This is a genomic window from Chryseobacterium jejuense (assembly GCF_017877355.1).
In the GTDB taxonomy this organism is placed as follows: Bacteria; Bacteroidota; Bacteroidia; order Flavobacteriales; family Weeksellaceae; genus Chryseobacterium; species Chryseobacterium jejuense_A.
Genome location: NZ_JAGIPR010000002.1, coordinates 575,730 through 601,646, shown reverse-complemented (window position 1 = coordinate 601,646; position 25,917 = coordinate 575,730). Strand labels below are relative to the sequence as shown.

Sequence of the window (25,917 nt, the reverse complement as noted above, 5' to 3'; positions counted from 1 at the left end):
ATTAGTGAAAAAAGTGTCTAACACCCGTAAACATCATTGGAATACCGTGCTCATTAGCAGCTTCTATACTGTCCTGATCTTTTACACTTCCTCCTGGCTGAATGATTGCTTTAATACCTTCCTGAGCGCAGAAATCTACTACATCACGGAAAGGGAAAAATGCATCTGATGCCAATACTAAATCTCCTGTGAATTTTTCTTTTGCTCTTTCTATTGCCTGTTGTGTAGCCCAGATTCTGTTTACCTGTCCGCCTCCGATTCCGAAAGCCTGAATTCCGTTGGAAACCACAATAGCATTAGATTTTACATATTTTACAACTCTCTGAGAGAAAAGCAATGCTTTTTTCTGTTCCTCCGTAGGCTGAGTTTCAGTAACTACTTTGATGTCATCAGAGAAATGTAAATCATTATCCTGAACCAAGATACCTCCATCTACTTTAACCCAGGTTTTCTTGTCGGAAACAGGATTTACGATTTTGATGATTCTTAGGTTTTTCTTTTTTCTTAAAACTTCAAGAGCTTCTTCTTCAAAATCCGGAGCCATTACAATCTCAAGGAATGTTTTGTTTAGTTCTTCAGCTGTTGCCGCATCAATTTTATAATTCATTGCAACAATTCCGCCAAAGATAGAAACCGGATCACATTCGAAAGTTTTTTGGTATGTTTCCAATGCTGAAGTACCGATAGCTACTCCACAAGGGGTAGAATGTTTTACAGCACAACAAGCCATTTCTTCTTTAAACTCAGTAACTACTTTCCAGCAAAGGTCCATATCACGAAGGTTGTTGAAAGAAAGTTCTTTCCCTCCAAGCTGTTCGAAGTCTTTCATTGCTCCGTTCTCGAAAGTAGAAACATAGTAAGCTGCGGACTGGTGAGGGTTTTCACCGTATCTCAAGTCAGAAACCTTTTTGTAAGATGCATTTAAATACGTTGGATATTCCTCATCTAAAAGCATTCTTGAAATAGCGGCATCATAAGCTGATGTAAGGTTGAATACTTTTCCTGCAAGTTTCTTACGAGTCTCAATGTAAGTATCCCCGTTTTGTTCCATTTCCAGTTTTACAGTTGTATAATCTTCTACATCAGTAATTACGGTAACAGAATCAAAGTTTTTCGCTGCAGAACGAAGCATAGACGGACCACCGATATCGATAAACTCTACTTTCTCGTGTAAAGAAATGTTTTTGTTCACATTTTCAAAGAAAGGGTAAAGGTTTACGATAACCATGTCAATCAGACCAATTCCATGCTCCTGAACGGTTTTCATGTGCTCTTCGTTGTTACGAACGGCTAACAGTCCACCGTGAACTTTTGGGTGTAAAGTTTTCACTCTGCCATCCAACATTTCAGGGAAATTGGTTACCTCATCAATCTGAATTGGATTTAAACCAGCGTCTTTCAAATGTTTGAACGTTCCTCCTGTGGAGATCAACTCATAATTCTGAGCTTCCAAAAACTGTGCGAATTCAATTAATCCACTTTTGTCAGAAACACTGATTAAAACTCTCTTTTTACTCATTACTTTCAATTTTTACTTTTCACAGTTATTTCAAACTGTATCCGGGTCTTTCACCTCCGAATTACTTTTTATTTTACTTAGATTTTTTTTATTAATGTAGCAATGTACCAGTCTAGCAATGTAACAATACCTTTAATTTGGTAAACTGGTACATTGGTACATTGTTATATTTATTAATTTCCCAGGACTTTATTAATCGCTAAAGGAAAAATTTCATATTCAATCTGGTGAACTTTCTGGGCTAATGTTTCGGGAGTATCATCTGCTGTTACTTCAAAAGATTTCTGAAGAATAGCTGCTCCTTCATCAATACCAGGTGTTACAAAATGTACTGTTGCCCCACTTTCTACTTCTTTGGCTTCAATCACTGCATTGTGAACGTTCATTCCCCACATTCCTTTTCCTCCGAACTTTGGAAGCAATGCCGGATGAATATTAATTATTTTACCATTCCAGTTTTCACAGAACTCAGGTTTTAAAATGGATAAAAATCCTGCCAATACAATAAGATCTGTATCTTGTGGGATTACTTTAGCCAATTCACTGCTGAAATTCTTTCCTCTTGGAATAAGTAGGGTTTCTATATTATGATTCTTTGCTCTTTCCAATCCGAAACATTCTCTGTCAGCAACTACCAAACTTACTTTTGCATTCTGGATCTCTCCGCTGTCAATGGTATCTATGATTCTCTGCAGATTGGTTCCCGAACCTGAAACGAGTATAACGATGTTTTTCATAAATTAATGTAGCAATGTATCAGTCTAGCAATGTAACAATTTTTTAAATTGGTAAAATGTTACAGTGTTAAATTGGTACATTAAAATGAAAGATTTATTTTTTCAGTTCCTTCAGTGATTTCTCCGATTTCGTAAGCATCATCTAAAAGGTGTAATACTTTTTCAGCATGTTCAGCATCTACAACAATCACCATACCTACACCCATATTGAATGTTCCATGCATTTCTTCTCTTGTAACGCCACCTCTCTTCTCCAACTCAAGCATTACACTAGGAATTCTGATTTTTGATTCGTCGATAGAAGCACAAAGTCCTTCAGGGATGATTCTTGGAACGTTTTCGTAAAGACCACCTCCTGTAATGTGAGCAATTCCTTCTACTTTTACTTCTTCCAATACTTTATGAATATCTTTGAAGTATAATCTTGTAGGAACTAAAAGGGTTTCATATAAAGGTTTTCCTTCAAATTCTTCTTCGAAGTTCGGGAATACTTTTCTTACTAAAGAGAATCCGTTGGAATGGAATCCTGAGCTTGGCAATGCGATAATTTTGTTACCTGGTTTGATTTTAGAACCGTCAATGATCTGGTCTTTTTCTACGATTCCTACGCAGAATCCGGCAACATCATAATCTCCGGGCTGGTACATTCCGGGCATTTCAGCAGTTTCTCCACCAATTAATGCACAGTTGTTATCTTTACAAGCTTCTACCATTCCTAAAACGATTTCAGCTGCAATCTCAGAATCAAGCTTTCCACAAGCTAAATAATCTAAGAAGAATAAAGGTTTAGCACCATGGCAAAGAATATCGTTAGCACACATTGCGAAACAGTCTACCCCAATAGAATCATATTTTTTGGTATCCAAAGCAACTTTAAGTTTTGTTCCTACTCCATCTGTTCCTGAAACAAGAACCGGATTTTTGTATCCACCGATTTCGTAGAAAGCACCAAAACTCCCCAAGTGGTTCAACACATTGGAATTGTGGGTTTCACCAACTGCTTTTTTAATCTTGTCAACCGTTTTGTATCCTTCTTCTTTGTCTACTCCTGCTGATTTGTAAGTGTTGCTCATGCTTAATAATTTATTTAATGTAACAGTATATCAGTTTAACAATGTAACAATAGTCTAATTTTGAAAACCGGAAAATTGGTATATTATTGCATTGGCATACTGATGCATTTCACTTTTATATTTTTACTTTTTATATTCGATTTAGAAAATAAAAAAGCCGACAATCTTTTCAGATTATCGGCCGTTATTTTATCTCAGAATTTCAGAGCCCACAATTTTCCCTTTATGAGAAAAACATTGTTTATAGGAGGTCTGAATTTTCATCTCTTTTCTTTTTGCAAAAATAGTAATTTTAAATGAATATTCAAATTCTATTTTTCAAGGATGGTTTCAATAGCCGCAATCTTCTTTACTTTCTCCTTTAATTCACTGTCTTTCTCAGCGTTAGAAATTTTTTGTTCAGCTTTATCAAAGTTATCATTGAAGAAAGGAAGCGAGAATGTTTCTACCACATTTCCACCATGGAAAGGGAAACGTTTAGATGCAGCTTCCAAAACTCCAGCTCCACCTCTACCTCCAGGTGATGTAGACATCAATAACATAGGTACTTCATTCCATACGGTTCTGTCTTTAATTCTAGATACCCAATCGAACACATTTTTGAATGCTGTAGAATACGTTCCGTTGTGTTCTCCTAAAGAAACCAACAGTAAGTCTGCCCCATCAATTTTAGCTGCAAAATCATGAGCTTCCTGAGGAACTCCACCTGCTAATTCTCTTTCATGCTTATAGATTGGCATTTCGAAAGGATTCAAATCAATCACTTCCACTTCTGCTTTATCAAATAATGTTGATGCATAAGCTACCAACTGTTTGTTCATTGAAACTTCTGAGTTACTTCCTGCTATTGCTAAGATTTTCATATTTCGTATTAAATTTTTAAGTTATGAATTAAAGGATCACTTTGCTGATAGTGATTCTATTTTATTCTTATTTTAAGGATACAAATTTAGTTTTTTATTTAAGATAAGAAGGCAATTCCATTGGGACTTCCATCAATAACACTTCTGTGTCTTCTACTGCTTCAATATTAAAGCTCTGAGTATCCCAGATTCCCAATCCGTCTCTTTCATTCAGGATACGGTCTCCTATTTTTGCACTTCCTTTTAAAACAAATGCGTAAACTCCGTTGCCTTTTTTATTCAACATATAGTTTTTACCATTGTCTTTTTTGAAATTGGCAATATTAAACCAGGCATCCTGATGAATCCAGACTCCATCATCGTTCTTATTAGGAGATAAAATCTGTTGGAATCCGTTAACTTTTTCACCTTCTTTGATACTTTTCTGATCATATCGTGGTTCAACATCCAATTCTTTTGGAAAAACCCAGATCTGTAAAAATTTTACTTCTTCATCTTTATTTTTGTTGTATTCACTGTGTTGTACTCCTGTTCCGGCACTCATCACCTGAATTTCCCCTTTCTTGATTACCGCAGTAGTTCCCATTGAATCTTTATGCTCCAAATCTCCTTCCAAAGGAATAGAAATAATCTCCATATCCCTGTGTGGATGTGTCCCGAATCCCATTCCCTGAGAAACGGTATCGTCATTCAATACTCTTAGTACCCCAAAGTTCATTCTGTCTCTGTTCTGATAGTTCGCAAAACTGAATGTGTGGTAAGAGTTTAACCAGCCATGATTAGCATGGCCTCTTGAATCTGCTTTATGATATACTGTTTTCATTTCTGTGATTATTTATGGTACAAATGTAAGGGATGTGGAGGTGAAAAAAAGTTGATGTAGGATAAGAAAGAAGGCAAGGTGGCAAAGAAACCTAAGAATGCTAAGAAATCTGAAAAAATTATGGATATCGTTTTCTCCCAGATCACACAGATTTTGCAGATTTTCATACTGTATCCATACAAAAACATTTTATTTAGATTTAATTATCATCTTTTAATTATTGTAGTATATTCCGCATTATATTCTCTGGTTTCTATATTCATTTTATGGAGAAGCTTTTCAGCATCAAGTCTTATATTTTTCCAAAACTCATGAGCATCTAAAAATTCCCAATCCCAGATTTCATTGGGAGTATCATCTATTTTCTTTTTGAATAGTAAGAGTTCTTCTTTTAAGGATGCTTCAATAAGCTTATTCCTGAAAACTGTTTCAAATAACACAGGCAAAAAAGCATAATCAAGTTCTTCGTATAGCTCTGTCAGCGGATCTATTAAAATAGGTGTCATTTTATTTAATTCTTCTACATTATAAGTAAAAAGAATTAATGCATTGATGATATTGGTATAGAAGAAATCTACACGTTCATCATATTCAGCTAATTCTTCCTGAGTAAACCCAAGATTATCAAATTTATTAAGTTCGTTTTCTGACATTTTTTCTTTTTTACCTTCATAAAGGATTATAAATATAAATAAGTTTTAGCAAAAGCCCAATTGAAATGTATTTTAAATATGAAAGCGGGCTAAAGCCCGCTTCTATTGAATTTGATTAATAATGTTTTTATTTTATAGATGGTCTATTTCCAACTTCTGTTTTCTTTGCTCCAGACTAAAAATGTACTTGTTTAATCTCTTCTTCGATTTCTTTAGGAGTTTCATCTTCAGATTTAACGAAGATCATTGTGACTACAGCACCAATCAGCATACAGATACCTCCTACCACAACATAATCCATAGCTTGTTTCCCAAAAACACTGCTTACAATAGGTCCGCCAAACAAACCATTGATGATCTGCGGAATGACAATAAAGAAATTGAATATTCCCATATAAACTCCCATTTTTCTTTGTGGAATCACTTCAATCAACATGGCGTATGGCATTGCAAGGATACTTGCCCATGCAAATCCTAACCCAACCATTGAAATCCATAGGTTATCTACGTCTTTGATAAAATACATGGAAATTAGTCCTAAACCACCACATAACAAAGCCAAAGCATGGGTTTGTTTTTTACCGATCCATTTGGCAATTGGTGTCAATAAAAAGGCAAATGGAATAGCCCAAAGGTTATACATTCCAAAGAGTTTACCGGTTAAATCTCCTGCGTCATTGAATGCTTTTGAATGGGTATCTTCCGGAGAAAGTCCCAAATGATGGGTTGCCAAAGCACTGGTAGTAAACACCCACATGGTAAATAGGGCAAACCATGAGAAAAACTGAACAATTCCCAACTTTTTCATCTGAGTAGGAATGCCGGCGAAATCTTTGAAAATATCTGAAAATTTAGATTTTTCATGTTCTATTTCTTTTCCATCTTCAAAGGCTGCAAATTCTTCCGGAGAATATTCTTTAGTTGTGATGATGGTATACAGAATAGAGATAATCAGCAATACTGCGCCCACATAGAAGGAATAGATGACATTGTCTGCAACAAAACCTTTAGGTGCTACGTTGGAAACACCAAGCTTAGTCAGCCAATCCGGCAAATACGACCCCAGTACTGCACCAAACCCAATCAGAATGGTTTGTACTGAAAAACCGATGGTTCCCTGATGTTTTGGAAGCATATCCCCCACCAATGCTCTGAAGGGCTCCATGGCAACATTAACGGAAGCATCCATCATCGCGAGGAAAATTACGGCCAATAAAAGGGCATTGGCTACAAACATCTGGGTTACAGAAGCTGCATTAGGCAATAATACCAATCCTATAGCACACAAGACCGCTCCAATCAGGAAATAAGGTTTTCTTCTTCCCAACGGGCTCCAGGTGTTATCTCCCATGTGTCCGATAATAGGCTGAACAATGAGTCCTGTAATAGGAGCTACCAGCCAGAACCATGACAGTTCGTGAACATCTGCTCCTAAATTGGCAAGAATACGGCTTGCATTTCCATTCTGTAATCCGAATGCCATTTGGATTCCGAGGAATCCCATACTCATATTGATGATCTGAGTAAGTGAAAGTTCCGGTTTCATTTTTCCAGCCATAGCTACCTTTATGCTTATTTTGTTTTTAATTCTTTAATCAAAACATCTTCAAGAGTTGTTTTCTCCGCTACTACTTTATCTACAACATCATTAGGAACCGTCATAGAAAGGACGTATTGTTTTACTTTCCATTGTCCATTGATCTTCTCTACCACTCCTGAACCACGGCAGATTTTCATTTGAGTATCCAATAATTCATCAAACCAAGCCAGCTTTCCATCTTTGCTAAAGTAGATATTTCTTTTCAATGCTGTAAAATTCCAGGTTCTCTTTTTATCGAAATGAGGTTTTGCCCACACCATAAATTCTTTTTTATTCCAGACTTCTGTAGCATCCGTTCCAATAAATGTGGACTCATCGGCAAAAAAATTGAAGTAACCTATATAATCAGCTTTGGCAGCAGCTACGTTGAAAGCATCAAGCATCGTTCTGATCTCTGATTTTTCTTTTTCAAATGTTTTGTCTGATTGTGCTGATACTGATGTAAATCCGAATAAAAACAGGATAAGAGTATGAACAGCTATTAATTTTTTCATAGTATTATTTATTTTTCTAGTTCAATTATGAATGGTGTTTTAGCAGGAATTGTTAAAGTATTCTGTAATGAAAATTCTTTGCCTGAAATCACCTCTTTGCCTTTGGAAAACCCTTTTAAAGATTCTTCAAAATATTTTAAGTCTAACGTCTGATCTTTTTTATTATTGTTGATGACCACCATTACACTTTCTTTATCGTTATATCTGAAATAGGTAAATACTCCATCTTTCGGAACAAAATTTTTCGTTTTTCCGGTATGAATGACTTCTTTCCCTTTTCTCCAGTTCAATAATTTCCGGGTAAACTGATAGAATTCTTTTTGTTCAGAGGTTTGTGTAGCTGGGTTGAAAGCGTTTTGTTTATCAGATTTCCAGCCTCCCGGGAAATCTCTGCGGATATCAGCATCGCCTCCTTTTTCTTTATTTCCCCGCATTCCTACTTCTGAACCGTAATAGATCTGCGGAATTCCACGGACTGTTGAGATAAGGGTTAATCCCATTTTGTAAACGTTCGGGTCTGCATTGAAGATTTCATTCCATCTTTCAGTATCATGATTTTCAAAGAAGACCATGATGTTATTGATATCCGGATAAAGGAAATCGCTGCTGAAAGAATCATAAAGTTTAATCATTCCTGCATTCCAGCCCTCTTTTTCTTTAAAGGCTTTCGGCATATCTCCAAAAAGCATGAAATCCATTACAGAGGGCAGGTTTGAATTATATCCGGCTGCTTCTCCTGTCTTGGAGTTTTTTTGCCAAGCTGAAATCTGTCCTGCGGTATACAACCAAGATTCGCCTACGATATTAAATTGGGGATATTCATCGGTAATGGCTTTGGCCCATTTTGCCATGGCTTCTTTGTCATTGTAAGGATAGGTATCTACACGAAAACCTCCTAATTCTGCATATTCAATCCACCAGATAGCATTTTGGGTTAAATATTTTAAAACCAAAGGATTTTTCTGGTTAAGATCCGGCATTGTTTTATCAAACCATCCATCCAGTGCATATTTTTTATCAATATCCGAAGCATTGGGATCAAACTGTGTAGATATTTTGTAATTGGATCTTTTGAAACCATCCTCTCCTTCTTTGAACCAGTGAATCCAGTCTTTTGTGGGAAGGTCTTTTATCATCCAATGAGAAATACCCCAGTGATTGGTGACATAATCCATCACCAGTTTCATATTCCTTTTATTTAATTCCTGAGAAAGCTTTTTGTAGTCATCATTGGTTCCGTAGCGGGCATCAATTTTATACAGATCTGTCTGGGCATATCCATGATAGGAATATACTTTTTCATTGTCTTCATTCACAGGTGTTAACCAAACAGCTGTTACACCAAGGTTTTGAATGTAATCCAAATTATTGATGATTCCCTGAAGGTCTCCGCCGTGTCTTCCGTTGGGTAAAGTTCGATCTGCTTTTTCGGTTAATTCCGGAACAGAATCGTTTTTTTCGTTTCCATTGGCAAAACGATCCGGCATAATCAGGTACATCACATCCTTTGAAGTATAAGATTCCCGGTCTGCAGCTCCTGAATTTCTTGGTTTCAGTTCATAGGTATAAGAACCCAGATTTTTTTTATCTTTTTCAATATTGATGCTAAACTTCGGAACGCTGATTTCATTGGTATTGATTGTGATAAAAACGTAGTTTGGATTTTCTACCTTTTGAATATTTTTAATCTGTACACCATCTGAAAGAGAGATCTCATTATTGGCAATTCCTTTTCCATAAACAAGAATCTGAAGTTCAGGATTTTTCATTCCTTTCCACCAGAAAGCCGGTTCTACTTTTTCCAACATTGTTGATTGGGAAAAAGCTATTGAAGCAGCGGAAAGGGCAAAAAACGTATATATTTTTCTCATAACTTAGTTGTAATCTCCAATTTAATGATTAGCTGTGTACTATAGAATGCCATTAAGAATACTGCTCATTATTTTGAAAACCAGCAAGTTACATTTAAACACTCAACAATTTAAGTATGAACAACTTAGCAGCAAATTACGAAAAAAACTTTAGAGTTATTATAAAATGATGAGCAGAATTCTCTTTTATCCATCAATCCTACAAAGATTCTTTGGTTTGATAAAATTCAGTACAGAAATAGAATGGCATTGACAACCTGTTTTAAAAGAAATCAACAATATTTCACAATTCGCGTTCTATTTTTTTATTAAATTTTCATTAAATTATCACATTAAAAAGATATTTAATCCAAAATAAGCAATTTTTAACGGTTTTATTTTTAAATTTACAGAAAAAATGTTTGATTTTAGTAAGATGTTTGAAAGTGATGGACCAGACATTGTTTACCCTTGGGCTATTCCTTTATTCGCAGGTATTATTTTTATAGAGATGGTGTATAGCCACTTCAATAAAGAGAAACTTTATGAAACGAAAGATGTAGCTACCAATGTGCTTTTGGCTCTTTTAAATTATAGCCTTGACATCATTATGAAAGGTTTTTCCATGCTTGTGATGATGTTCTTTTACTATCATCGTATTTTTGACTGGGAGGTTGGAATCTGGTATTGGATTGCTGTATTCCTGGCTCAGGATTTTGCTTATTATGTTCATCATTATGTAGACCATCATTCCCGTGTGTTTTGGGCGGTACATATTACCCATCATAATTCTGATTATTTCAATATCACTACAGGGTTCAGAAGTCCTGTATTTCAACCTTTGTACAGGTATTTATTCTTCTCTCCATTAGCATTCATCGGATTCCATCCACTGCATGTTATGGTAGCTTATTCTGCTATTCAGATTTATGGAACCTTTGTACATACGCAATCTATAAAAAGCATGGGCTTTCTGGAATATATTTTAGTAACGCCTTCTCATCACCGAGTGCATCATGCCTGTAATATTAAATACCTTGACCGTAACATGGGAATGGGATTGATCATCTGGGATAAAATCTTTGGAACATTTGAAAAGGAAGATCCAGAAGTTCCTGTAAAATATGGTATTTATCCTAAAATGAAGTCTAAAGATCCGGCCACAGTCCTGTTTTACGAATGGAGAAGAATTGGAAAAGACCTGAGACAACCGGGACTTTCTTTCAAAGACCGTCTGAAATATCTCTTCTATTCGCCGGGATGGAGACATGACGGAACTGGTAAAACCGTAAAACAGTTCCAGAAGGAATATAAAGAAAAGGTGAAAAATAAACCATTACCTGCCCAAGCTGAACCGAAAGAAGCTACTGAGCCTGAATATACTCCTAATTAAAATAAAAAGTCCTCAAGCTATATATAACTTGGGGACTTTTTATTTGTTAATTGTATATTAAAAACACAGATCTAAAAAAATGTATTCAACCTGAGTTCGGGATAAGAAAATTAAGGATAAGAGGCTGGAAGTTTCTATCGGAGCTACAATTTCTGACATTGCCATAAAATTTGATGAAGCAGTCTTTAAAGGAATAATAAATTAAGGGGTTGTAAGTGTTTTTTTAGCCTCAACTCACTTCCTTTTCCCAGGTCCAGACTTCCTTACTTACTAAAAACAGAAATGTCTTATCCAGAACTCAGATTATTTACTTTCAATGTAAGTAACATCAACCAGTTTATTAGGCTTCAGATAAACAATATTTTTTTGAAAGTCCAGAAATATATTAAACCTTTTCAGGATTTCATTACCCAAAATATTCATCCTGGTACCCGTTACGGGTCTACTTTGAGACAATAGCTGTACAGGAATGTCTTTTAGTTTTGTTTTTCCTAATGATAAAGTTTGAAGATTGGAGGTCATAACAGGAATTTCATTGCCTTGTGCTCCTTTCATGATTACTTTTTTAATGACTGTCATTTTATCTGTTGGAAAACCTTGTTCATTCAATAAAGGGCCATCCAGCATCGCTGTTCTTTGATATCCTGTATCAAACAGATACCAATCTTTATTTTTAGCCTGACCCTGAACAATATCTACCGGAACCTGAAAGACATTATTATAATATTTTATCGGAACCTGAGAATATTCAGATTTTACTTTGGATGGGAGCTGAGAATGCACTACCATTAAACCTTTATCATGATTTAATTCTACAATCATTCCATCAAATAAATCCCAACCAAATCTACCATCTGTACCATGACCGGTAAGTTGTGCCGGATAAATATTGAAACCCTGATATTCTTTTTTTCCGATCTGCAGAATATTGGCCCCCGATTTTAATGAGCTTTTGATTTTATTCTTCAATGTTTCCTGCGTAAGAACAAGATCACTTGTACCCGTATCAAAATTGAGTAAAAGGGTATCCACTTTATTAAGTACTGTTTTTACGAATATCGTATTCTGCTCATTAATATGAAGCTGCAGAGTGTCTTTAAAGGACATTTTACTAAAATCTTTCGGTGGCAGAGACTCAATTCTTGTCAGCGCAGAGTCTTTACCCTTCAAAAGAATGATAAAGTCTTTTTTTTCTCCTTTTTTGAGATCTATAATAAGAGAGTCTATATCTGTTTTTATAGTAACCCGTTTATTAGAAGCGGCTATTTTGGATACCGTATAGACATCCGGATTAATTTTAGGATCTATATTCCAGTCTGTTTTTAAGCCATTATCTTTTTCATAAATGACGGCTTTAGGTCCATTTGCTTTTAGAACAAGTAATTTATTCTGGGCGAATGAAAAGGAAGTTAAAAACGAGACAAGCAATAATGATAAAAAAGACTTCATACCTCAATACTATTTAAATTATATACAAAATTTACCCAAATAAGTCATTACAACATCTATGGCTGTATTGCCTATTGTGGTACCATCATGAAAACAGTTATCCGTAGGAGCAATATAAAACTGATAAGGTTCTTGCTTTACTTTAATCACAGGATAGGCCGGATAATGCTTTAAAAAATAATCTGTAATATTTTCATTGGTTATTTCTACATCCTTAAGTTCTTCTTTTTCTTTAAGCATGTTACATGCCTGCTTCATCGTAAGATTAATAAATAAAAAATATCGGGGCTGTTCACCTAAATTGATGGTAAATCTGTTCCCATACTGATAACAGGTATGCAGAGTCATGTCTTTAGAACTGTCTTTATGCACTCCTATATAATGGATGTCTTTAAAGGTATAATTTTCAGGTAATTTTCTTTTATTTAAAGAAACCACTTCACTATTGGGGTAGTTGGTGGCAATACTCATAAATCTATAAGGCGCTAATGAGATTTCATCCAACACGCCATTAAGATGGGTATTTAGTTCCTGAACCAAGTCTTTATTTTCAATGAATTTTTGAAATGCATCACTATCTGAAGTAGCGGAATGAAGATTAAGTTGATGGAACATATCTTTCAATTCTTCAGGAATTTCTCCTATAAAAACCGAATTATAATCTTTCTTATTGATATGATCTCCTTTTAGAGTATCAAGTTCCTTCTCTGAAAGTTTTCTCCAGTCTCTTTTTGCCAGATGTGCATTGGGTTCATATTGCGCTTTGAACTTAAGGTCTTTGAATACAATTTCTACAGGTTCCTGTTCTGAATGATGAACAAGACCAGAATTAATTTCTAAGACATCTTCTAAATTCTCACCGTATATTTTGATTCCTGATTTTAGTTTCATAGTGATTAGTAATTATTAAATTCTCCCACAAATACCATGGTTATATCAAACTTCTTGTTCCCCAGCGTACTTCCGTCATGAATGAAATTATCTGTAGGAGCAATATAATATTGATAAGGTTTTACTTCTATTCTGATTATCGGATAATCCGGATACAGAGAGAAAAATAATTCTACAATATTATCTGAGGTAACAGCAATATCCTGATAATGCTTCTTAACATCTGTGTAAATTTGCTTCAATGTTAAGTTTACAAAATACAGATATCTGGATTCTTCGCTAATATTGATTGAAATCCTATTGTCCGATTTATACGCTGTATTGGGAGTAAACTTTGTACTCTGGTCTATATGCAAACCTGTATACTTTATATGCTCCCTATTATGGAGATGAAAAGTAGTAGTATGCATATCCGGAAGACATCTTGTAATGCGATGAAAATTGTATTTCTGAGTATCAGATTTTTGATTAAGAAATTGATTTAAAACTTTATTAAGCTTTAATGTAAGTTGTTCATCTTCCTGAAACTTAGGCTGCACATCAAAAAGAGTCTTGCACTCCTCCAGCTTTATTGCTTTAAACAAGGTTTTCAATTCATCAGGTATCTCGCCCAACCCTAAGGTATTGAACATTTTATTTCCTTTCTCTGAATAAGAAAGAATTTTGTATTCAGATTCAGTAAGATCCCGCCATTTATCATCGGGTAAATAGGCATTATCAAAATACTCAATTCCTGTATTGACGATTTTTTCGGCCACTACTCCTTTATTGATTTTAAGCTGATTTTTCCAGTTAGAGCAAGAATCACCAGCCAAATACATTCCTTTCTTTAGATTCATGCTAAACGATAATGCATTAATTTCTCTTTAACTTCAGTTTCAATCATAATTTCTTCAGTTTCAAATTCCAGCTCATTAACTATATCATCATAAGAAACTTTAGACAATTCCATTTCCTCTTGGGCCTCTTTTGGAATTCCATCTATAATATCATTCTGAATATAGGTAATAAGTTTAATCATGTCATGACAATAAATAGTAGGATTATCAAAACCTCTTTCATTAGAATAACGATTGCCTAAAAATCCGCCTCCACAAAAATCATAAATGGAACAGTTGAGGCATTTCTGCGATACCATTGAATGAGCATTCATATAAACATCAAAAAGCCTATCTTTAGAAACATCACCAATAGCATGGGTATGAATATTAATATTATTTCTGGTGATGCCTTCATAGCAAGCTCTTATAAAGTCTGCTACTTCTAAATTACCATTGGTTTCCAGTACAGCAACTCCATTGATGTTTTTACCTAAAATCTGATCGCCTTCATCCTCACCCACAATCAGATCAATAAGTGTTTTAAAAAATCTGACACTCATCCTGTCTTTATCATTTTTCCAGATCTTGAATAACTCTATGAGCCAATCAGCATAGGGGGTATAATTTTTCGTATTAACCAATTCCTTTTCCATCCCATCAGGAAGCTGATCAAAATGACCATCCGGCAGAAGAATATTAAGACCTTTTACGTTAAGATTCTTCACTTCATTATACAATTCCTGAGGAGGAATTTTAATATTTATGACAGACAAAACCCCATTAAGTCCATAATTTTGTCCCAAGACAATGGCCTCCTTTACCTCATCATAAGAACCTTTTCCATTGTGAAAAACACGGTATTTATCATGATATTCTTTGGGACCATCTATACTGATCCCCACCCTGATATCCAATTCATTAAAGAGTTGATACCACTCGTCATCTAACCCAACACCATTGGTCTGGATCACAAAATCAAAGTAATTATCGGGAAGTATTTCCGTGAAAATTCTGATAGATTCACGATAAAACTCTTTGGATATTAATAAGGGCTCTCCTCCATGAAAAACAATCTGTATATTATTCAAATTATTATCCAGACAATATTCATTAAGTTTAGCAGCAAAAACTTTTATAGTATCAATTGACATGAATTTAGGCTGCTTCAAATACGTTTTATCACCCAAATTATACATGTAACAATACGAACAGTTGAGATTGCATCTACTTGCAACCTTTAATACAAAAGATGTAATCATATCCTATAGAATAAAAAAATAGTTCTCCGCCATAGCGAAGAACTATACATTTTAATTTAGTAATTATAGCTTAGTGGTAGCTAATAAGAATTGATCAGCTCTGTTATAGGCAGCAGACGCTCCTGATCTGGCTGTTACGCTACAGTTATCAGGTGAGATGATAACAGTATTTCCGCCACCGAAAATAGATTTATACAAATCTACATTTTCAGAAGACTGCATTGCTTTTTTAAGGATGTTCTTTTGCTCTAAGTTACTGGTAATTTTTAGTTTCTTTTTCATGATAAAATAGTTTTGGTTAATAAATTATAATAATTCTCCAAATATAGATATTTTATCAAACGAAAAATAAAACTTTTACAAAATAATTACTTTTTTTTGATTGTTATTGCAAAACCACCACTTCTAGCCATTTTAAAATTAATTTTTGATTTGCTTGTGATTGTTTTGTTATAAATATGATAACTCTGAGGATTATTGATATAATCAGCATCTTTTCCATCTTCATAGATGGTTGCTTCATAGGTTTGACCTTTATCCAGGAATGAGAAATCTACCGTGTATTCACGTTTGTTTTCATCCGTAATTCCTCCTACAAACCAGTTTTCTGTACCTTTTGCTTTTCTGGCAGTGATTACATAATCTCCCGGTTCTGCAGATAAGATTTTCGTATCATCCCAATCAGCAGCTACATCTTTGATGAACTGGAACGCATCCATATGCTTTTTATAGTTCTCAGGAAGGTCTGCAGCCATCTGAAGCGGCATATACATTGTTACATATAATGCAAGCTGTTTGGCCAATGTAGTTTTTACAAAACGTGTATCTCCAGGGAAATAATAGTCTAATTTCGTCTGGAAAATTCCCGGTGTGTAATCCATAGATCCTCCCATCCATCTTGTAAACGGAAGTACTGTCTGGTGATCCGGCTTGTTTCCTCCGAATGCTTCATACTCTGTTCCACGCGCTGCTTCTGCAGAAATATAGTTCGGATAGGTACGGCTTTCTCCGGTAGGACGTACAGATTCATGAGAGTTCACCATAATTTTATAGTCGTTTGCTTTTTCAGCAATCCTATAATAATGGTTGATGGTCCATTGAGAATAATGATGCTCTCCTCTTGGTATAATATCTCCTACATATCCGGTTTTTACAGCATCATAACCATATTTATTCATCGTTTGGAAAGCTTTATCCGCCCATCTCTCATAGTTCGTAGCAGAACCTGAAGTTTCGTGGTGCATGATCAGTTTAATTCCTTTTGAATGAGCATAATCGTTCAGCATTTTGATATCGAAATCCGGGTAAGGAGTGATGAAATCAAAAACAAACTCTTTAGAATGTCCGAACCAGTCTTCCCAGCCAATATTCCATCCTTCGATCAGTAATCCCTGGAATCCGTTTTCCGCAGCAAAGTCGATATATTCTTTAACTTTCGTATTGTTTGCTGCATGTTTTCCGTTTGGAGTTAACTTCGCAAAGTCTGTTTTACCCAAATGAACATTTTCAGCGGTAGAATACGCCCACTGAGATTTTCCGATAATCATTTCCCACCAAACACCCATGTATTTTGTAGGGTGAATGTAAGAGGTATCCGTATATTTTGTAGGCTCGTTCAGGTTAAAGATCATTTTGGAATCCATTACCTCTTCAGCTTTTGGCGCCACGATAATCGTTCTCCAAGGAGTTACTGATGGAGTCTGGATATACCCTTTTGCTCCTTGTCTGTCTGCCGTTAAGTGTGTTTTGAACTTAAAGTTCTGAGCATCTACTTCAAGATGTGAAACCGGATAATCCAATACTGCCGCTTCTGCAACGTTGATGTATAAAGGTGATTTTCCCTCTTTCTTAAGCATCAATGGAGACTGAACTGCATTTTTCACCAAGCTCTGAGAAGCATTGGCATCAAATGCTTTGTCCCATTTTGCAGGAATTTCGGAAACTTTTGTTTCCTGATACTGATATTCCTGAGAATCATAATCTGCTACCATCCACCAAGCCTTCATATCGGTTGGGAAATCAATTTCAGAATCTTCTTCTCTGATCACGAAATAATTAAGATTTTTCTGTTGTGGAAATTCATATCTGAATCCAAGACCATCATTGAAAAGTCTGAATTTTACTACAATACTTCTGTCTGTAGAAGCCTGATTTAACGTCACCGCTAATTCATTGTAGTTGTTGATATAATTTTTCTTTTCTCCAAGAACCGGCTGCCAGGTTTCGTTTTTAGAGTCTCTTTTTTCATCTACCTTCGCAAAACCGTTGTTAAGGTCGTATTTTGCATCTTCTGGTTTGGCTATTTCAGAAGCAAATTTTATGGCTGTGTCTTTAAATAATCTCAATCCCAATTTTGAATCTTCAACTACCACCGCACCATTGTATTTCAGATTATAGAAAGGAACTCCATCTTTTAACTGGAAATTCATTTCAAATTTACCGTCCGGCGATTTTAAAGATTGTGCTTTCACACCTGTAAACATCATTGAGAGCAAGAGTGCTCCAACTGTAATTTTCTTCATAATGACTATTTATTAACTTAAAAAAATAGATAAAGTGCTGCGGTAAAGCAGCACTTTGCTTTTATAATTAAACTTAATGTTTTATAATGGCTTTATAGAGTACACTCCTAATTTTAAATCTACAATGATTTTATAGTTTCCTCCTGTCCCATCAAACTTGATATTACCATTACTCCCTTTAGGAGCCAAATACCCTGTATTGCTATCAGCTTTAAGGTCTCCCCATTCAAGTTCTCCCCAGCTCTGCTGGCCTACGAATTTCAATTGGCTTCCCGCTGAAAGAGCAATAATATGTTCAAATTTACCATCGCCTAAATTTGTCATTGGGATAGCACCTCCAATATTCCAACCATTAACGGATCCTACTAAATATAAGTTTGTAGGATTCCAAAGACTAATTGAAGAAGATGAAATAGTAAGGGTTTTCTTCACTGGCTCTGAATCAACAACAATTTTGTAAATCCCAGACTCTCCATTAAATTTAATATTTTCAGCATCTGCTGCTGATAAGTTTGTGGACCATGTTTTGAAATATTTATTACCATCTTTTATTCCTGCTGCATCCAAGCTATAATTAGTAGGATCCCAAGCTTGTTGTCCTAAAAATCTGAACGCTTTTCCTTTCTCCAGATAGGTATAGATTGTAGAGATATTCTCATCTTTATAAAGCAACTGCGCACTTCCAGCATTCCATCCCACTGCAGAAGCTTCTCCTACTAAATAAAATGGTGGATATTCAGCAAGGTAGGGTGTGACAGTCATAGAAATTACATTAGAATAAAACACTGCGTTACCCACAGATGTTTTCATTCTAACATCAACATCCACTACTTTTTCAGGCAAAAAGCCCGCATCATTCATTATTTTATTGAACTCTTTAACACTATAAGTTGTAGATAGATCTTTTGCGTTAACATCTACACTTTTAACATCTTTAAATCCTGTATCTTTCTTTGCAAATTCCAATGAATTATTATAGACAACAGAAATATTATATTGTGGGTTCGTCCAATCAAATTTAACCGCTTTATCTGCTTCATTATCTCTGAGAAGAACCAGAGTTTTTGCATCTGCAGCCAAAGCAGAGTTTTTTGTTTGCTGAAGCACGGCCTGATCTTCATCTTTTTCACAGGAAATCACTAACAATCCTATGAAAACCATACTTACTATTTTAAATATATTTTTCATTTTAAATAGACGTTTTTAGAATTAATAACCTGGATTTTGAATTAAATTAGGATTCGCGATGATATCTTTAGCCGGAATAGGGAAAAGATTCCTATAGCTTTCAACCGCTTTTCCACCTTTCACATTTCCCTTCCAAGGCCATAAATAGTCTCCGGATGTAAACTTCCCAAATCTGATAAGATCTGATCTCCTTGTCATTTCCCAGGATAATTCTCTTGATCTTTCATCTAATATAAAGTCTAAATTAATAGATGAAACATTCCCACTTCCGTTTCCATAAGCTCTTTGTCTCAGCTGATTTACATATTCTACAGCAGTCGTCATATTTCCGTTTCCACCCCTAAGAGTTGCTTCGGCATACATCAAGTAAATATCTGCTAAACGATACAATGGAATATCTGCTTCAACCCAGTTTGTATTAGATCCAGCAGATCCGTTGCTTTTAACGTTTTTATACTTAATGAATGCATATCCATCATTGAATGATCCTAAATCATTAATTTCCAGATTTTGTCCGTCTGTATAAAAGTTTCCTCTTTTATCCGCACCATTAGCCGGGAATTTTTCAACAAATGATTTAGTGGTTCTAAGACCACTCCAACCCCCATTAACCCCAAAGTCAGAAGCTTTCATTGAACCTCCTATTGCAGCATGAACCAAATAAGTTGTTCCTCCGTTTGTCTGTGTATTAATACCATCAAAATTAACCGTTAGAATAGCTTCCGGATTGTTTTGATCATTATCTGCAAGGAACAGTGATTTATAATCAGATTTCAAGGTATATCCTGCCCCTATTACTTTATTACAGTACGTGATACAGTCATTATTTCTTTGCGTTCCCGTATAAACCCCTGCGTTAAGATAAAGCCTTGCTAATAAAGCCCATGCAGCGGCTTTGTCAGCTCGTCCATACACACTTGTTTTTGCTTCCTTCATGTCATTCGCACTGGCCAACAATTCCTGTTCTACGAAATTAAATAAAGCTGCTCTTTCTATTCTTGGAGGTCCGTCCACTGCTCCTGGAAGATAATCTTCTTTTGCAAAAGGTACATTTCCAAACATATCCAAGGCATGATAATAAGACTGTGCTCTTAGGAAACGAGCTTCCGCTCTCATATATTTAGCTTCAGTAAGGTTGCTTCCTGTAATACCATTCTGTGCAAGCTTCTCATCAGTTACATTTCTCAAAAACTCATTACAAAGTCCTATCTCTGTATAGATTCTATAGTACATTGCAGTGATGAATTCGTTAGAAGAATCCCATGTCATCTTATGAATAGTATGTAAATTCCCGTCATTCCAACCAATTACCGCTTCATCTGTAGAAACAACATTTAATGTATACATCAATCTTGTATACTGTGAAAATCCGCCATTGATCCCACTTATATCACTATCCGGATAATTCCCTCCGTCTCCTGATACTTGGCCACCCATGGCCAGTCCTCCATATAATTTAGCTAATACATTCTGATAATTTCCAAAATCCTTAAAGACAACATCTGCTGTAACATCAGTCATAGGTTCTCTTTCAAGATCTTTTATACAGGAAGTTGTAGAAAACAACATAGCTACAGCTGCTGTTATTACTAAACTTTTGATTTTTATATTTGATTTCTTCATTTCTTTCTAGTTTAAAATTGAAAATTAAGTCCTAAGGAATAAATTCTAGGCATTTGATAATATCCATTATCAATACCACCAAACACCTCAGGGTCAACCCCTTTATATTTAGTGATTACAAAAACATTTTGTGCCATTGCATATACTTTCAGATTACTGTTTTTATTAAAAATATTTCCGAAATTATATCCGACATTCAGATTATCTAATCTAAAGAAAGAAGCATTTTCTACATATATATCAGAAAAATATCTGTTGGAATCTTTTAGAGCATATTCTGGCGCAGTATAAAAGACATTCTGAAGATATTCATTGGTAGATGCAGACTGTAATGAACTGTTTGATGCCGCATTGTTATACACATAATTTCCTAATACAGCTCTTGCACTTAATCCAAAATCCCAGTTTTTATAATTAAGTTTTGTTGAGAATCCTAATAATGCATCTGGAGTGGTAGATTTGTAATAATACTTATCACCAGTATCTATTTTCCCGTCTCCATTTCTGTCTACATAGGCTCCATCAACAGGCTTACCATTCGCATCATATACCTGTTGGAACACCCAGAAAGAGTTTGGTGCCTGTCCTACTGCATGAGCCTGAATCATATTTCCTGCTCCTCCTTCTATACCGCCAACAGCAATATTAAAAGACGCGTCTGCTCTCTGTAAAAGGTTTGTAACAACTGGTTTATAATGGGTTGCATTAAAGCTTACTTCCCAGGTTGTTTTTTCAGTTTTAATAGGCACGAAAGTAACACTTCCTTCTATCCCTTCATTTTTCATGTTTCCAACATTCATCCAGTTCGCATTACTCACTCCTCCGGCAGGTGTATTCACGTATACCAAAAGGTCTTTTGTATCTTTTCTGAATAAATCAATGGAACCTGTAATTCTATTTTTAGCAAAACCGAAATCCACCCCAATGTTTTTAGTGGTAGTTGTCTCCCAAGTTAAGTTAGGGTTATAATTGGTAGGACGGAACATATAATAATATTGGCTACCTAATTCATAATAAGCTCCCGGATTACTTCCAGCGTATGAAGCATAAGCAGGATAGTTATTAGGTCTGTTCCCATCCAATCCAGGAAGTTCCTGTTGACCTGTTTTCCCCCAACCCGCTCTAATTTTCAAATTACTGATGGCTGAAATATCTTTAATAAAGCTTTCTTCATTTAATTTCCAGGCTACAGATACCCCAGGGAAGTTACCCCAAACATTATCTCTGGTTCCATTAAAGAATCTTGAAGAACCATCTCTTCTCATGGATCCGGAAATTACATACTTATCAGCAATCGTAAAAATAGCTCTTCCATAAAAAGAAAGTAATGTATTTCTTGTTTCAAAATCTCTGTTAACCTGAGTTGCTGCATTTCCTTTATAATTAGTTTCTCCTGGTATAACCGTAAGGAAATCCTGATAAGAATACCCTGCTGTAAGATCTACACTTGTATTGATGGCGGTAATTTTCTTAAGATAGTTAAAATAAGTTTCCAATAACTTATTCTTCTTTTCCATACTATATAATCTGGAACTTCCCATATCATTTATTCCTGGTCTGAAAATAGGACTAACAGATTTTTGGCCGTCACTTTTTGTATAATCATATCCTGCATTTACATTAAAATGTAGATCTGGAAGAAAATGAAACTTATAATCTAATTGAATGTTTCCAAGTCCCCTCCATACGGAAGAAACATCACGGATACCATTCAGCATTCCCAATGGATTTGATGTAGCATTCACATTAAATCCATTAGGAGCACCTGCATCCAGCCATTCATAATAACCACCAAATTTGGAGTTTCCGGAATATACTGACTGCGTAGGATCAAAGTAAGTAGCCGCTCTAATTACTCCTGCGTCTACAAATCTATTATCTGTAAAGGTTCCTTTTGCGTTAACGTTTACAGAAAGGTGATTATCAAAAAACTTAGGGTTCAAGTTTAATCCAATTGAAGTTCTTTTAAATGAATTCGTTTTTACAATACCATTTTGTTCATTATACCCTAATGACAAACGGTATGGTAGCCCTTTAACACCTCCTGAGAAAGACACGTTATTATCTGTTCCCCAGGCAGCCTGATAGATAAGATTCTGCCAGTTCGTGTTAGCTGTTCCTAATTTAGCTCTATAGGCAGCAGATGCATTTGCATTCACAAAATCCCTGAACTGATCACCATCCAAAACATTTACATTACTCATTTTGGTAGAAACAGAAGTTACTGTAGAGAAATTTACTTTAAATCTTCCTGCAGATCCTTTCTTAGTCGTAATTAAGATAACCCCATTTGTTGCTCTGTTACCGTAGATTGCAGTAGCTGAAGCATCTTTTAGAATGTCAAAAGATTCTATATCACTAGGATTTATTAATGATAAAGGATCAGAAGCTCCGTTTACCCCTACAAAGTCCTGTGGCACACCATCAATTACAATTAATGGAGCATTATTTCCATTTAAAGATGCTGTACCTCTAATTCTTATAGCAGTTCCTGAACCGGGAGCACCACTGTTATTGGTAATCTGTACCCCGGGTGTCTTACCCTGGATAAGCTGTCCTGCAGACGTTGCTCCACCGTTAAAATCTTTGGCTGTTACAGAAGTAATAGAACCTGTAAGATCCGACTTCTTCTGTTTACCATATCCAATCAAGACTACCTCCTCGATTTTCTTCTCTTTGGTGGCAGAGTCTTTAATCTGCGCCTGCATTACTGTACTTGCCAGTAAAAATGCAGGTGCTATCTTTAATACCGTTGTAAAATTTTTCACAATTTTATTTTTATAGTTTCGTTTTTTCAGTCTTAAATCCGGCTTGTAGCCAGTCTTGCAATTTAAAAAAAAATTAGAATTATTATAATTTTAATATAAATTATGATAAAATTATGTATATTACGAAACCGTTTTTAGTTAAAATTATACGGTTCAATTTATTACACGATAGTATGCGATGCATAACATTTGTTTTAGTTTAACAAAAAGTTAAACATTTGTTTAACTTAATTTCATATTGAACTCTGAAAAACGGCAAGATTCATCATAATAACTCCACAAAGAGCGGTATTCAAGAGATAATCCTTATCTTTGCAGTCAAAACTTTACTATAAATGTCAAACAGAAAGATGATTACGGCAGCTTTGCCTTATGCAAACGGCCCTGTTCATATAGGACATTTGGCAGGTGTTTATATTCCTGCGGATGTTTACGCAAGATTTCAGAGAAGATTAGGAAAAGATGTAGCGTTTATCTGTGGTTCGGATGAACACGGTATTCCTATTACCATAAGAGCTAAAAAAGAGGGAGTTACTCCTCAGGATATCGTTGACAAATATCACGGGATTATTAAAAAATCTTTTGCTGATCTGGGAATTTCATTTGATGAATATTCAAGAACGACTTCTCCAAAGCATTATGAAACCAGCCAGGATTTCTTCAAAGTTCTTTATGAAAAAGGGAAATTTACGGAAGAAGTTTCTGAACAGTATTTTGATGAGCAGGCAGGAGAATTCTTGGCTGACCGTTATATTGTAGGAACTTGCCCGAACTGTGGCAATGAGAATGCTTACGGTGACCAGTGTGAGAAATGTGGTTCTACCCTTTCTCCATCTGAACTGATCAACCCGAAATCAATGCTTAGCGGAAACGTTCCTATTCTTAAAGATACAAAGAACTGGTATCTGCCACTTAATGAATACGAAGATTTCTTAAACGAATGGATTATTGAAGGTCATAAAGATGACTGGAAACCTAACGTATACGGTCAGGTTAAATCATGGTTAAACGACGGATTGAAGCCACGTGCCATGACCAGAGATCTGAACTGGGGCGTTCCTGTTCCCCTTCCGGATGCAGAAGGAAAAGTTCTTTATGTTTGGTTTGATGCTCCAATTGGATATATTTCTTTCACGAAAGAATGGGCTGAGAAAAACGGAAAAGACTGGAAAGATTACTGGCAAAGTGAAGGCAGTGATCTGGTACACTTTATCGGAAAGGATAATATTGTATTCCATTGTATTATCTTCCCAGCAATGATGAAGGCACACGGAGATTATATTATGCCTAAAAACGTTCCTGCTTTTGAATTCCTGAACCTTGAGAATGATAAAATCTCAACATCAAGAAATTGGGCGGTTTGGGCACACGAATATGTAGAAGATTTCCCGGGACAACAGGATGTTTTAAGATATGCTCTTCTTTCCTCAGCTCCTGAAACTAAGGATAATAACTTTACATGGAAGGATTTCCAGACAAAGAACAATTCTGAATTGGTTGGAATCTTCGGAAACTTCATCAACAGAGTTGCTGTTCTTATTCATAAATATTACGACGGAGTTGTTCCTCAGGGAGACGTAAACAGTCCGGAATTAAAAGAGATCAATAAAGCAGCAGCAGAAATTTCAGGATTCCTGGATAACTATGAATTTAGAAATGCTTTATCTGCTTTAATGAACCTTGCAAGATTCGGAAACCAGTATCTTCAGAATGAAGAGCCTTGGAAAACCATCAAGGATAATCCAGAGAAAGCAGCTCAGTCTCTATTTGTGGGAGCTCAGATTGCCGTTGGTTTAGCTCAGTTATGTGAACCATTCATGCCTTTCAGTTCTGAAAAGCTATTGAATATGTTCAATGTTGAAAAGAAAAGCTGGAGTGAGGTTGAAACGCAATCTGTTTTAATTGAAACAGGTCATAAGATCAATGAGTCTTCTCTTCTATTCTCAAAAATTGAAGACAATGTAATTGAAGCTCAAGTTCAAAAGCTGGAAGACACCAAACAAAACAATAAGAAAACAAACCCTAACGCCAATCCAATGAAAGAAGAAATCACTTTTGATGATTTTACTAAAATAGATCTTAGAACAGCTACCATTTTAGAAGCTGAAAAAGTAGAAAAAGCTGATAAATTACTGAAACTTACTGTAGATACAGGAGTAGATGTAAGAACTGTAGTTTCAGGTATTGCAGAAAGCTTTACCCCTGAAGAAATAATTGGTAAGCAGGTAATGATCTTATTAAACCTTGCTCCGAGAAAAATCAGAGGCATTGAATCTCAGGGAATGTTGCTATTAACAACTAAACCGGATGGTAAATTATCTTTCGTAACGCCGGATGACAGCAATGTTGAAAACGGTATTGAGATTGGATAATTAATATCTAAATATAAAA

The 25,917-nt window shown here is 35.5% G+C and carries 20 protein-coding genes; 2 read left to right on the top strand and 18 right to left on the bottom strand.

Annotated elements, in window-relative coordinates:
• Position 1 precedes the first annotated feature (1 nt).
• From purH to J2772_RS06425, 9 genes are all read right to left on the bottom strand, one after another.
• Positions 2-1,519, bottom strand: coding sequence for a bifunctional phosphoribosylaminoimidazolecarboxamide formyltransferase/IMP cyclohydrolase (gene purH / locus J2772_RS06465; protein ID WP_209914625.1), 1,518 nt, complete (start codon positions 1,517-1,519; stop codon positions 2-4).
• A 173-nt stretch (positions 1,520-1,692) separates the two neighbouring features.
• Positions 1,693-2,256 (bottom strand): phosphoribosylglycinamide formyltransferase, encoded by a 564-nt coding sequence (purN, locus tag J2772_RS06460; RefSeq protein WP_209914622.1) that lies wholly within the window; start codon positions 2,254-2,256, stop codon positions 1,693-1,695.
• Between the two features lie 80 nt (positions 2,257-2,336).
• On the bottom strand, positions 2,337-3,329 hold the full coding sequence (gene purM / locus J2772_RS06455) for a phosphoribosylformylglycinamidine cyclo-ligase (protein WP_209914618.1): 993 nt from the start codon (positions 3,327-3,329) through the stop codon (positions 2,337-2,339).
• A 311-nt stretch (positions 3,330-3,640) separates the two neighbouring features.
• Positions 3,641-4,192: an NADPH-dependent FMN reductase gene (locus J2772_RS06450; protein ID WP_123870680.1), complete on the bottom strand. Its 552-nt coding sequence runs from the start codon at positions 4,190-4,192 to the stop codon at positions 3,641-3,643.
• A gap of 94 nt (positions 4,193-4,286) precedes the next feature.
• Positions 4,287-5,015 carry a pirin family protein gene (locus J2772_RS06445; RefSeq protein ID WP_209914615.1) on the bottom strand — a complete coding sequence of 243 codons (729 nt, stop codon included), beginning with the start codon at positions 5,013-5,015 and terminating at the stop codon, positions 4,287-4,289.
• Positions 5,016-5,221: 206 nt separating this feature from the next.
• Complete coding sequence (locus tag J2772_RS06440; RefSeq protein ID WP_209914612.1) at positions 5,222-5,668, bottom strand: hypothetical protein; 447 nt, start codon at positions 5,666-5,668, stop codon at positions 5,222-5,224.
• Between the two features lie 175 nt (positions 5,669-5,843).
• On the bottom strand, positions 5,844-7,226 hold the full coding sequence (locus tag J2772_RS06435; RefSeq protein ID WP_209914610.1) for an MFS transporter: 1,383 nt from the start codon (positions 7,224-7,226) through the stop codon (positions 5,844-5,846).
• Between the two features lie 14 nt (positions 7,227-7,240).
• On the bottom strand, positions 7,241-7,762 hold the full coding sequence (locus J2772_RS06430; RefSeq protein ID WP_209914606.1) for a nuclear transport factor 2 family protein: 522 nt from the start codon (positions 7,760-7,762) through the stop codon (positions 7,241-7,243).
• 8 nt (positions 7,763-7,770) lie between these two features.
• Positions 7,771-9,633 (bottom strand): glycoside hydrolase family 13 protein, encoded by a 1,863-nt coding sequence (locus J2772_RS06425; protein WP_209914603.1) that lies wholly within the window; start codon positions 9,631-9,633, stop codon positions 7,771-7,773.
• Positions 9,634-10,030: 397 nt separating this feature from the next.
• Here J2772_RS06425 and J2772_RS06420 point away from each other — a divergent pair, with 397 nt between their 5' ends.
• The gene (locus tag J2772_RS06420; protein ID WP_209914600.1) at positions 10,031-11,005 is read left to right on the top strand and encodes a sterol desaturase family protein; all 975 of its coding nucleotides are present in this window, start codon (positions 10,031-10,033) and stop codon (positions 11,003-11,005) included.
• A gap of 303 nt (positions 11,006-11,308) precedes the next feature.
• Here J2772_RS06420 and J2772_RS06415 read toward each other — a convergent pair whose 3' ends face one another.
• From J2772_RS06415 to J2772_RS06375, 9 genes are all read right to left on the bottom strand, one after another.
• Positions 11,309-12,454 (bottom strand): hypothetical protein, encoded by a 1,146-nt coding sequence (locus J2772_RS06415; protein ID WP_245365155.1) that lies wholly within the window; start codon positions 12,452-12,454, stop codon positions 11,309-11,311.
• 18 nt (positions 12,455-12,472) lie between these two features.
• Positions 12,473-13,345, bottom strand: coding sequence for a hypothetical protein (locus tag J2772_RS06410; protein ID WP_209914597.1), 873 nt, complete (start codon positions 13,343-13,345; stop codon positions 12,473-12,475).
• A gap of 5 nt (positions 13,346-13,350) precedes the next feature.
• On the bottom strand, positions 13,351-14,184 hold the full coding sequence (locus J2772_RS06405; protein ID WP_209914594.1) for a hypothetical protein: 834 nt from the start codon (positions 14,182-14,184) through the stop codon (positions 13,351-13,353).
• Positions 14,181-15,425 carry a radical SAM protein gene (locus J2772_RS06400; protein WP_262899058.1) on the bottom strand — a complete coding sequence of 415 codons (1,245 nt, stop codon included), beginning with the start codon at positions 15,423-15,425 and terminating at the stop codon, positions 14,181-14,183. The genes J2772_RS06405 and J2772_RS06400 overlap by 4 nt, the downstream gene beginning before the upstream one ends.
• Positions 15,426-15,488: 63 nt before the next feature.
• Positions 15,489-15,707: a hypothetical protein gene (locus J2772_RS06395; RefSeq protein ID WP_123860153.1), complete on the bottom strand. Its 219-nt coding sequence runs from the start codon at positions 15,705-15,707 to the stop codon at positions 15,489-15,491.
• A gap of 86 nt (positions 15,708-15,793) precedes the next feature.
• Complete coding sequence (locus tag J2772_RS06390) at positions 15,794-17,947, bottom strand: glycoside hydrolase family 97 protein (RefSeq protein ID WP_209914588.1); 2,154 nt, start codon at positions 17,945-17,947, stop codon at positions 15,794-15,796.
• A gap of 81 nt (positions 17,948-18,028) precedes the next feature.
• Positions 18,029-19,135: a SusE domain-containing protein gene (locus tag J2772_RS06385; protein ID WP_209914585.1), complete on the bottom strand. Its 1,107-nt coding sequence runs from the start codon at positions 19,133-19,135 to the stop codon at positions 18,029-18,031.
• A gap of 21 nt (positions 19,136-19,156) precedes the next feature.
• Positions 19,157-20,758 carry a RagB/SusD family nutrient uptake outer membrane protein gene (locus tag J2772_RS06380; RefSeq protein WP_209914582.1) on the bottom strand — a complete coding sequence of 534 codons (1,602 nt, stop codon included), beginning with the start codon at positions 20,756-20,758 and terminating at the stop codon, positions 19,157-19,159.
• An 11-nt stretch (positions 20,759-20,769) separates the two neighbouring features.
• Complete coding sequence (locus J2772_RS06375) at positions 20,770-23,526, bottom strand: SusC/RagA family TonB-linked outer membrane protein (RefSeq protein ID WP_209914580.1); 2,757 nt, start codon at positions 23,524-23,526, stop codon at positions 20,770-20,772.
• Positions 23,527-23,861: 335 nt separating this feature from the next.
• Between J2772_RS06375 and metG the strand changes: the two genes are divergently transcribed.
• A complete protein-coding gene (gene metG / locus J2772_RS06370) occupies positions 23,862-25,898 on the top strand; it encodes a methionine--tRNA ligase (protein ID WP_209914577.1) in 2,037 nt (678 codons plus the stop codon).
• Positions 25,899-25,917 lie beyond the last annotated feature (19 nt).

Bases quoted from the DNA above. Each gene is read 5' to 3' on its own strand.
- purH (WP_209914625.1), bottom strand. From the start codon at position 1,519: ATGAGTAAAAAGAGAGTTTTAATCAGTGTTTCTGACAAAAGTGGATTA.
- purN (WP_209914622.1), bottom strand. From the start codon at position 2,256: ATGAAAAACATCGTTATACTCGTTTCAGGTTCGGGAACCAATCTGCAG.
- purM (WP_209914618.1), bottom strand. From the start codon at position 3,329: ATGAGCAACACTTACAAATCAGCAGGAGTAGACAAAGAAGAAGGATAC.
- J2772_RS06450 (WP_123870680.1), bottom strand. From the start codon at position 4,192: ATGAAAATCTTAGCAATAGCAGGAAGTAACTCAGAAGTTTCAATGAAC.
- J2772_RS06445 (WP_209914615.1), bottom strand. From the start codon at position 5,015: ATGAAAACAGTATATCATAAAGCAGATTCAAGAGGCCATGCTAATCAT.
- J2772_RS06440 (WP_209914612.1), bottom strand. From the start codon at position 5,668: ATGTCAGAAAACGAACTTAATAAATTTGATAATCTTGGGTTTACTCAG.
- J2772_RS06435 (WP_209914610.1), bottom strand. From the start codon at position 7,226: ATGGCTGGAAAAATGAAACCGGAACTTTCACTTACTCAGATCATCAAT.
- J2772_RS06430 (WP_209914606.1), bottom strand. From the start codon at position 7,762: ATGAAAAAATTAATAGCTGTTCATACTCTTATCCTGTTTTTATTCGGA.
- J2772_RS06425 (WP_209914603.1), bottom strand. From the start codon at position 9,633: ATGAGAAAAATATATACGTTTTTTGCCCTTTCCGCTGCTTCAATAGCT.
- J2772_RS06420 (WP_209914600.1), top strand. From the start codon at position 10,031: ATGTTTGATTTTAGTAAGATGTTTGAAAGTGATGGACCAGACATTGTT.
- J2772_RS06415 (WP_245365155.1), bottom strand. From the start codon at position 12,454: ATGAAGTCTTTTTTATCATTATTGCTTGTCTCGTTTTTAACTTCCTTT.
- J2772_RS06410 (WP_209914597.1), bottom strand. From the start codon at position 13,345: ATGAAACTAAAATCAGGAATCAAAATATACGGTGAGAATTTAGAAGAT.
- J2772_RS06405 (WP_209914594.1), bottom strand. From the start codon at position 14,184: ATGAATCTAAAGAAAGGAATGTATTTGGCTGGTGATTCTTGCTCTAAC.
- J2772_RS06400 (WP_262899058.1), bottom strand. From the start codon at position 15,425: ATGATTACATCTTTTGTATTAAAGGTTGCAAGTAGATGCAATCTCAAC.
- J2772_RS06395 (WP_123860153.1), bottom strand. From the start codon at position 15,707: ATGAAAAAGAAACTAAAAATTACCAGTAACTTAGAGCAAAAGAACATC.
- J2772_RS06390 (WP_209914588.1), bottom strand. From the start codon at position 17,947: ATGAAGAAAATTACAGTTGGAGCACTCTTGCTCTCAATGATGTTTACA.
- J2772_RS06385 (WP_209914585.1), bottom strand. From the start codon at position 19,135: ATGAAAAATATATTTAAAATAGTAAGTATGGTTTTCATAGGATTGTTA.
- J2772_RS06380 (WP_209914582.1), bottom strand. From the start codon at position 20,758: ATGAAGAAATCAAATATAAAAATCAAAAGTTTAGTAATAACAGCAGCT.
- metG (WP_209914577.1), top strand. From the start codon at position 23,862: ATGTCAAACAGAAAGATGATTACGGCAGCTTTGCCTTATGCAAACGGC.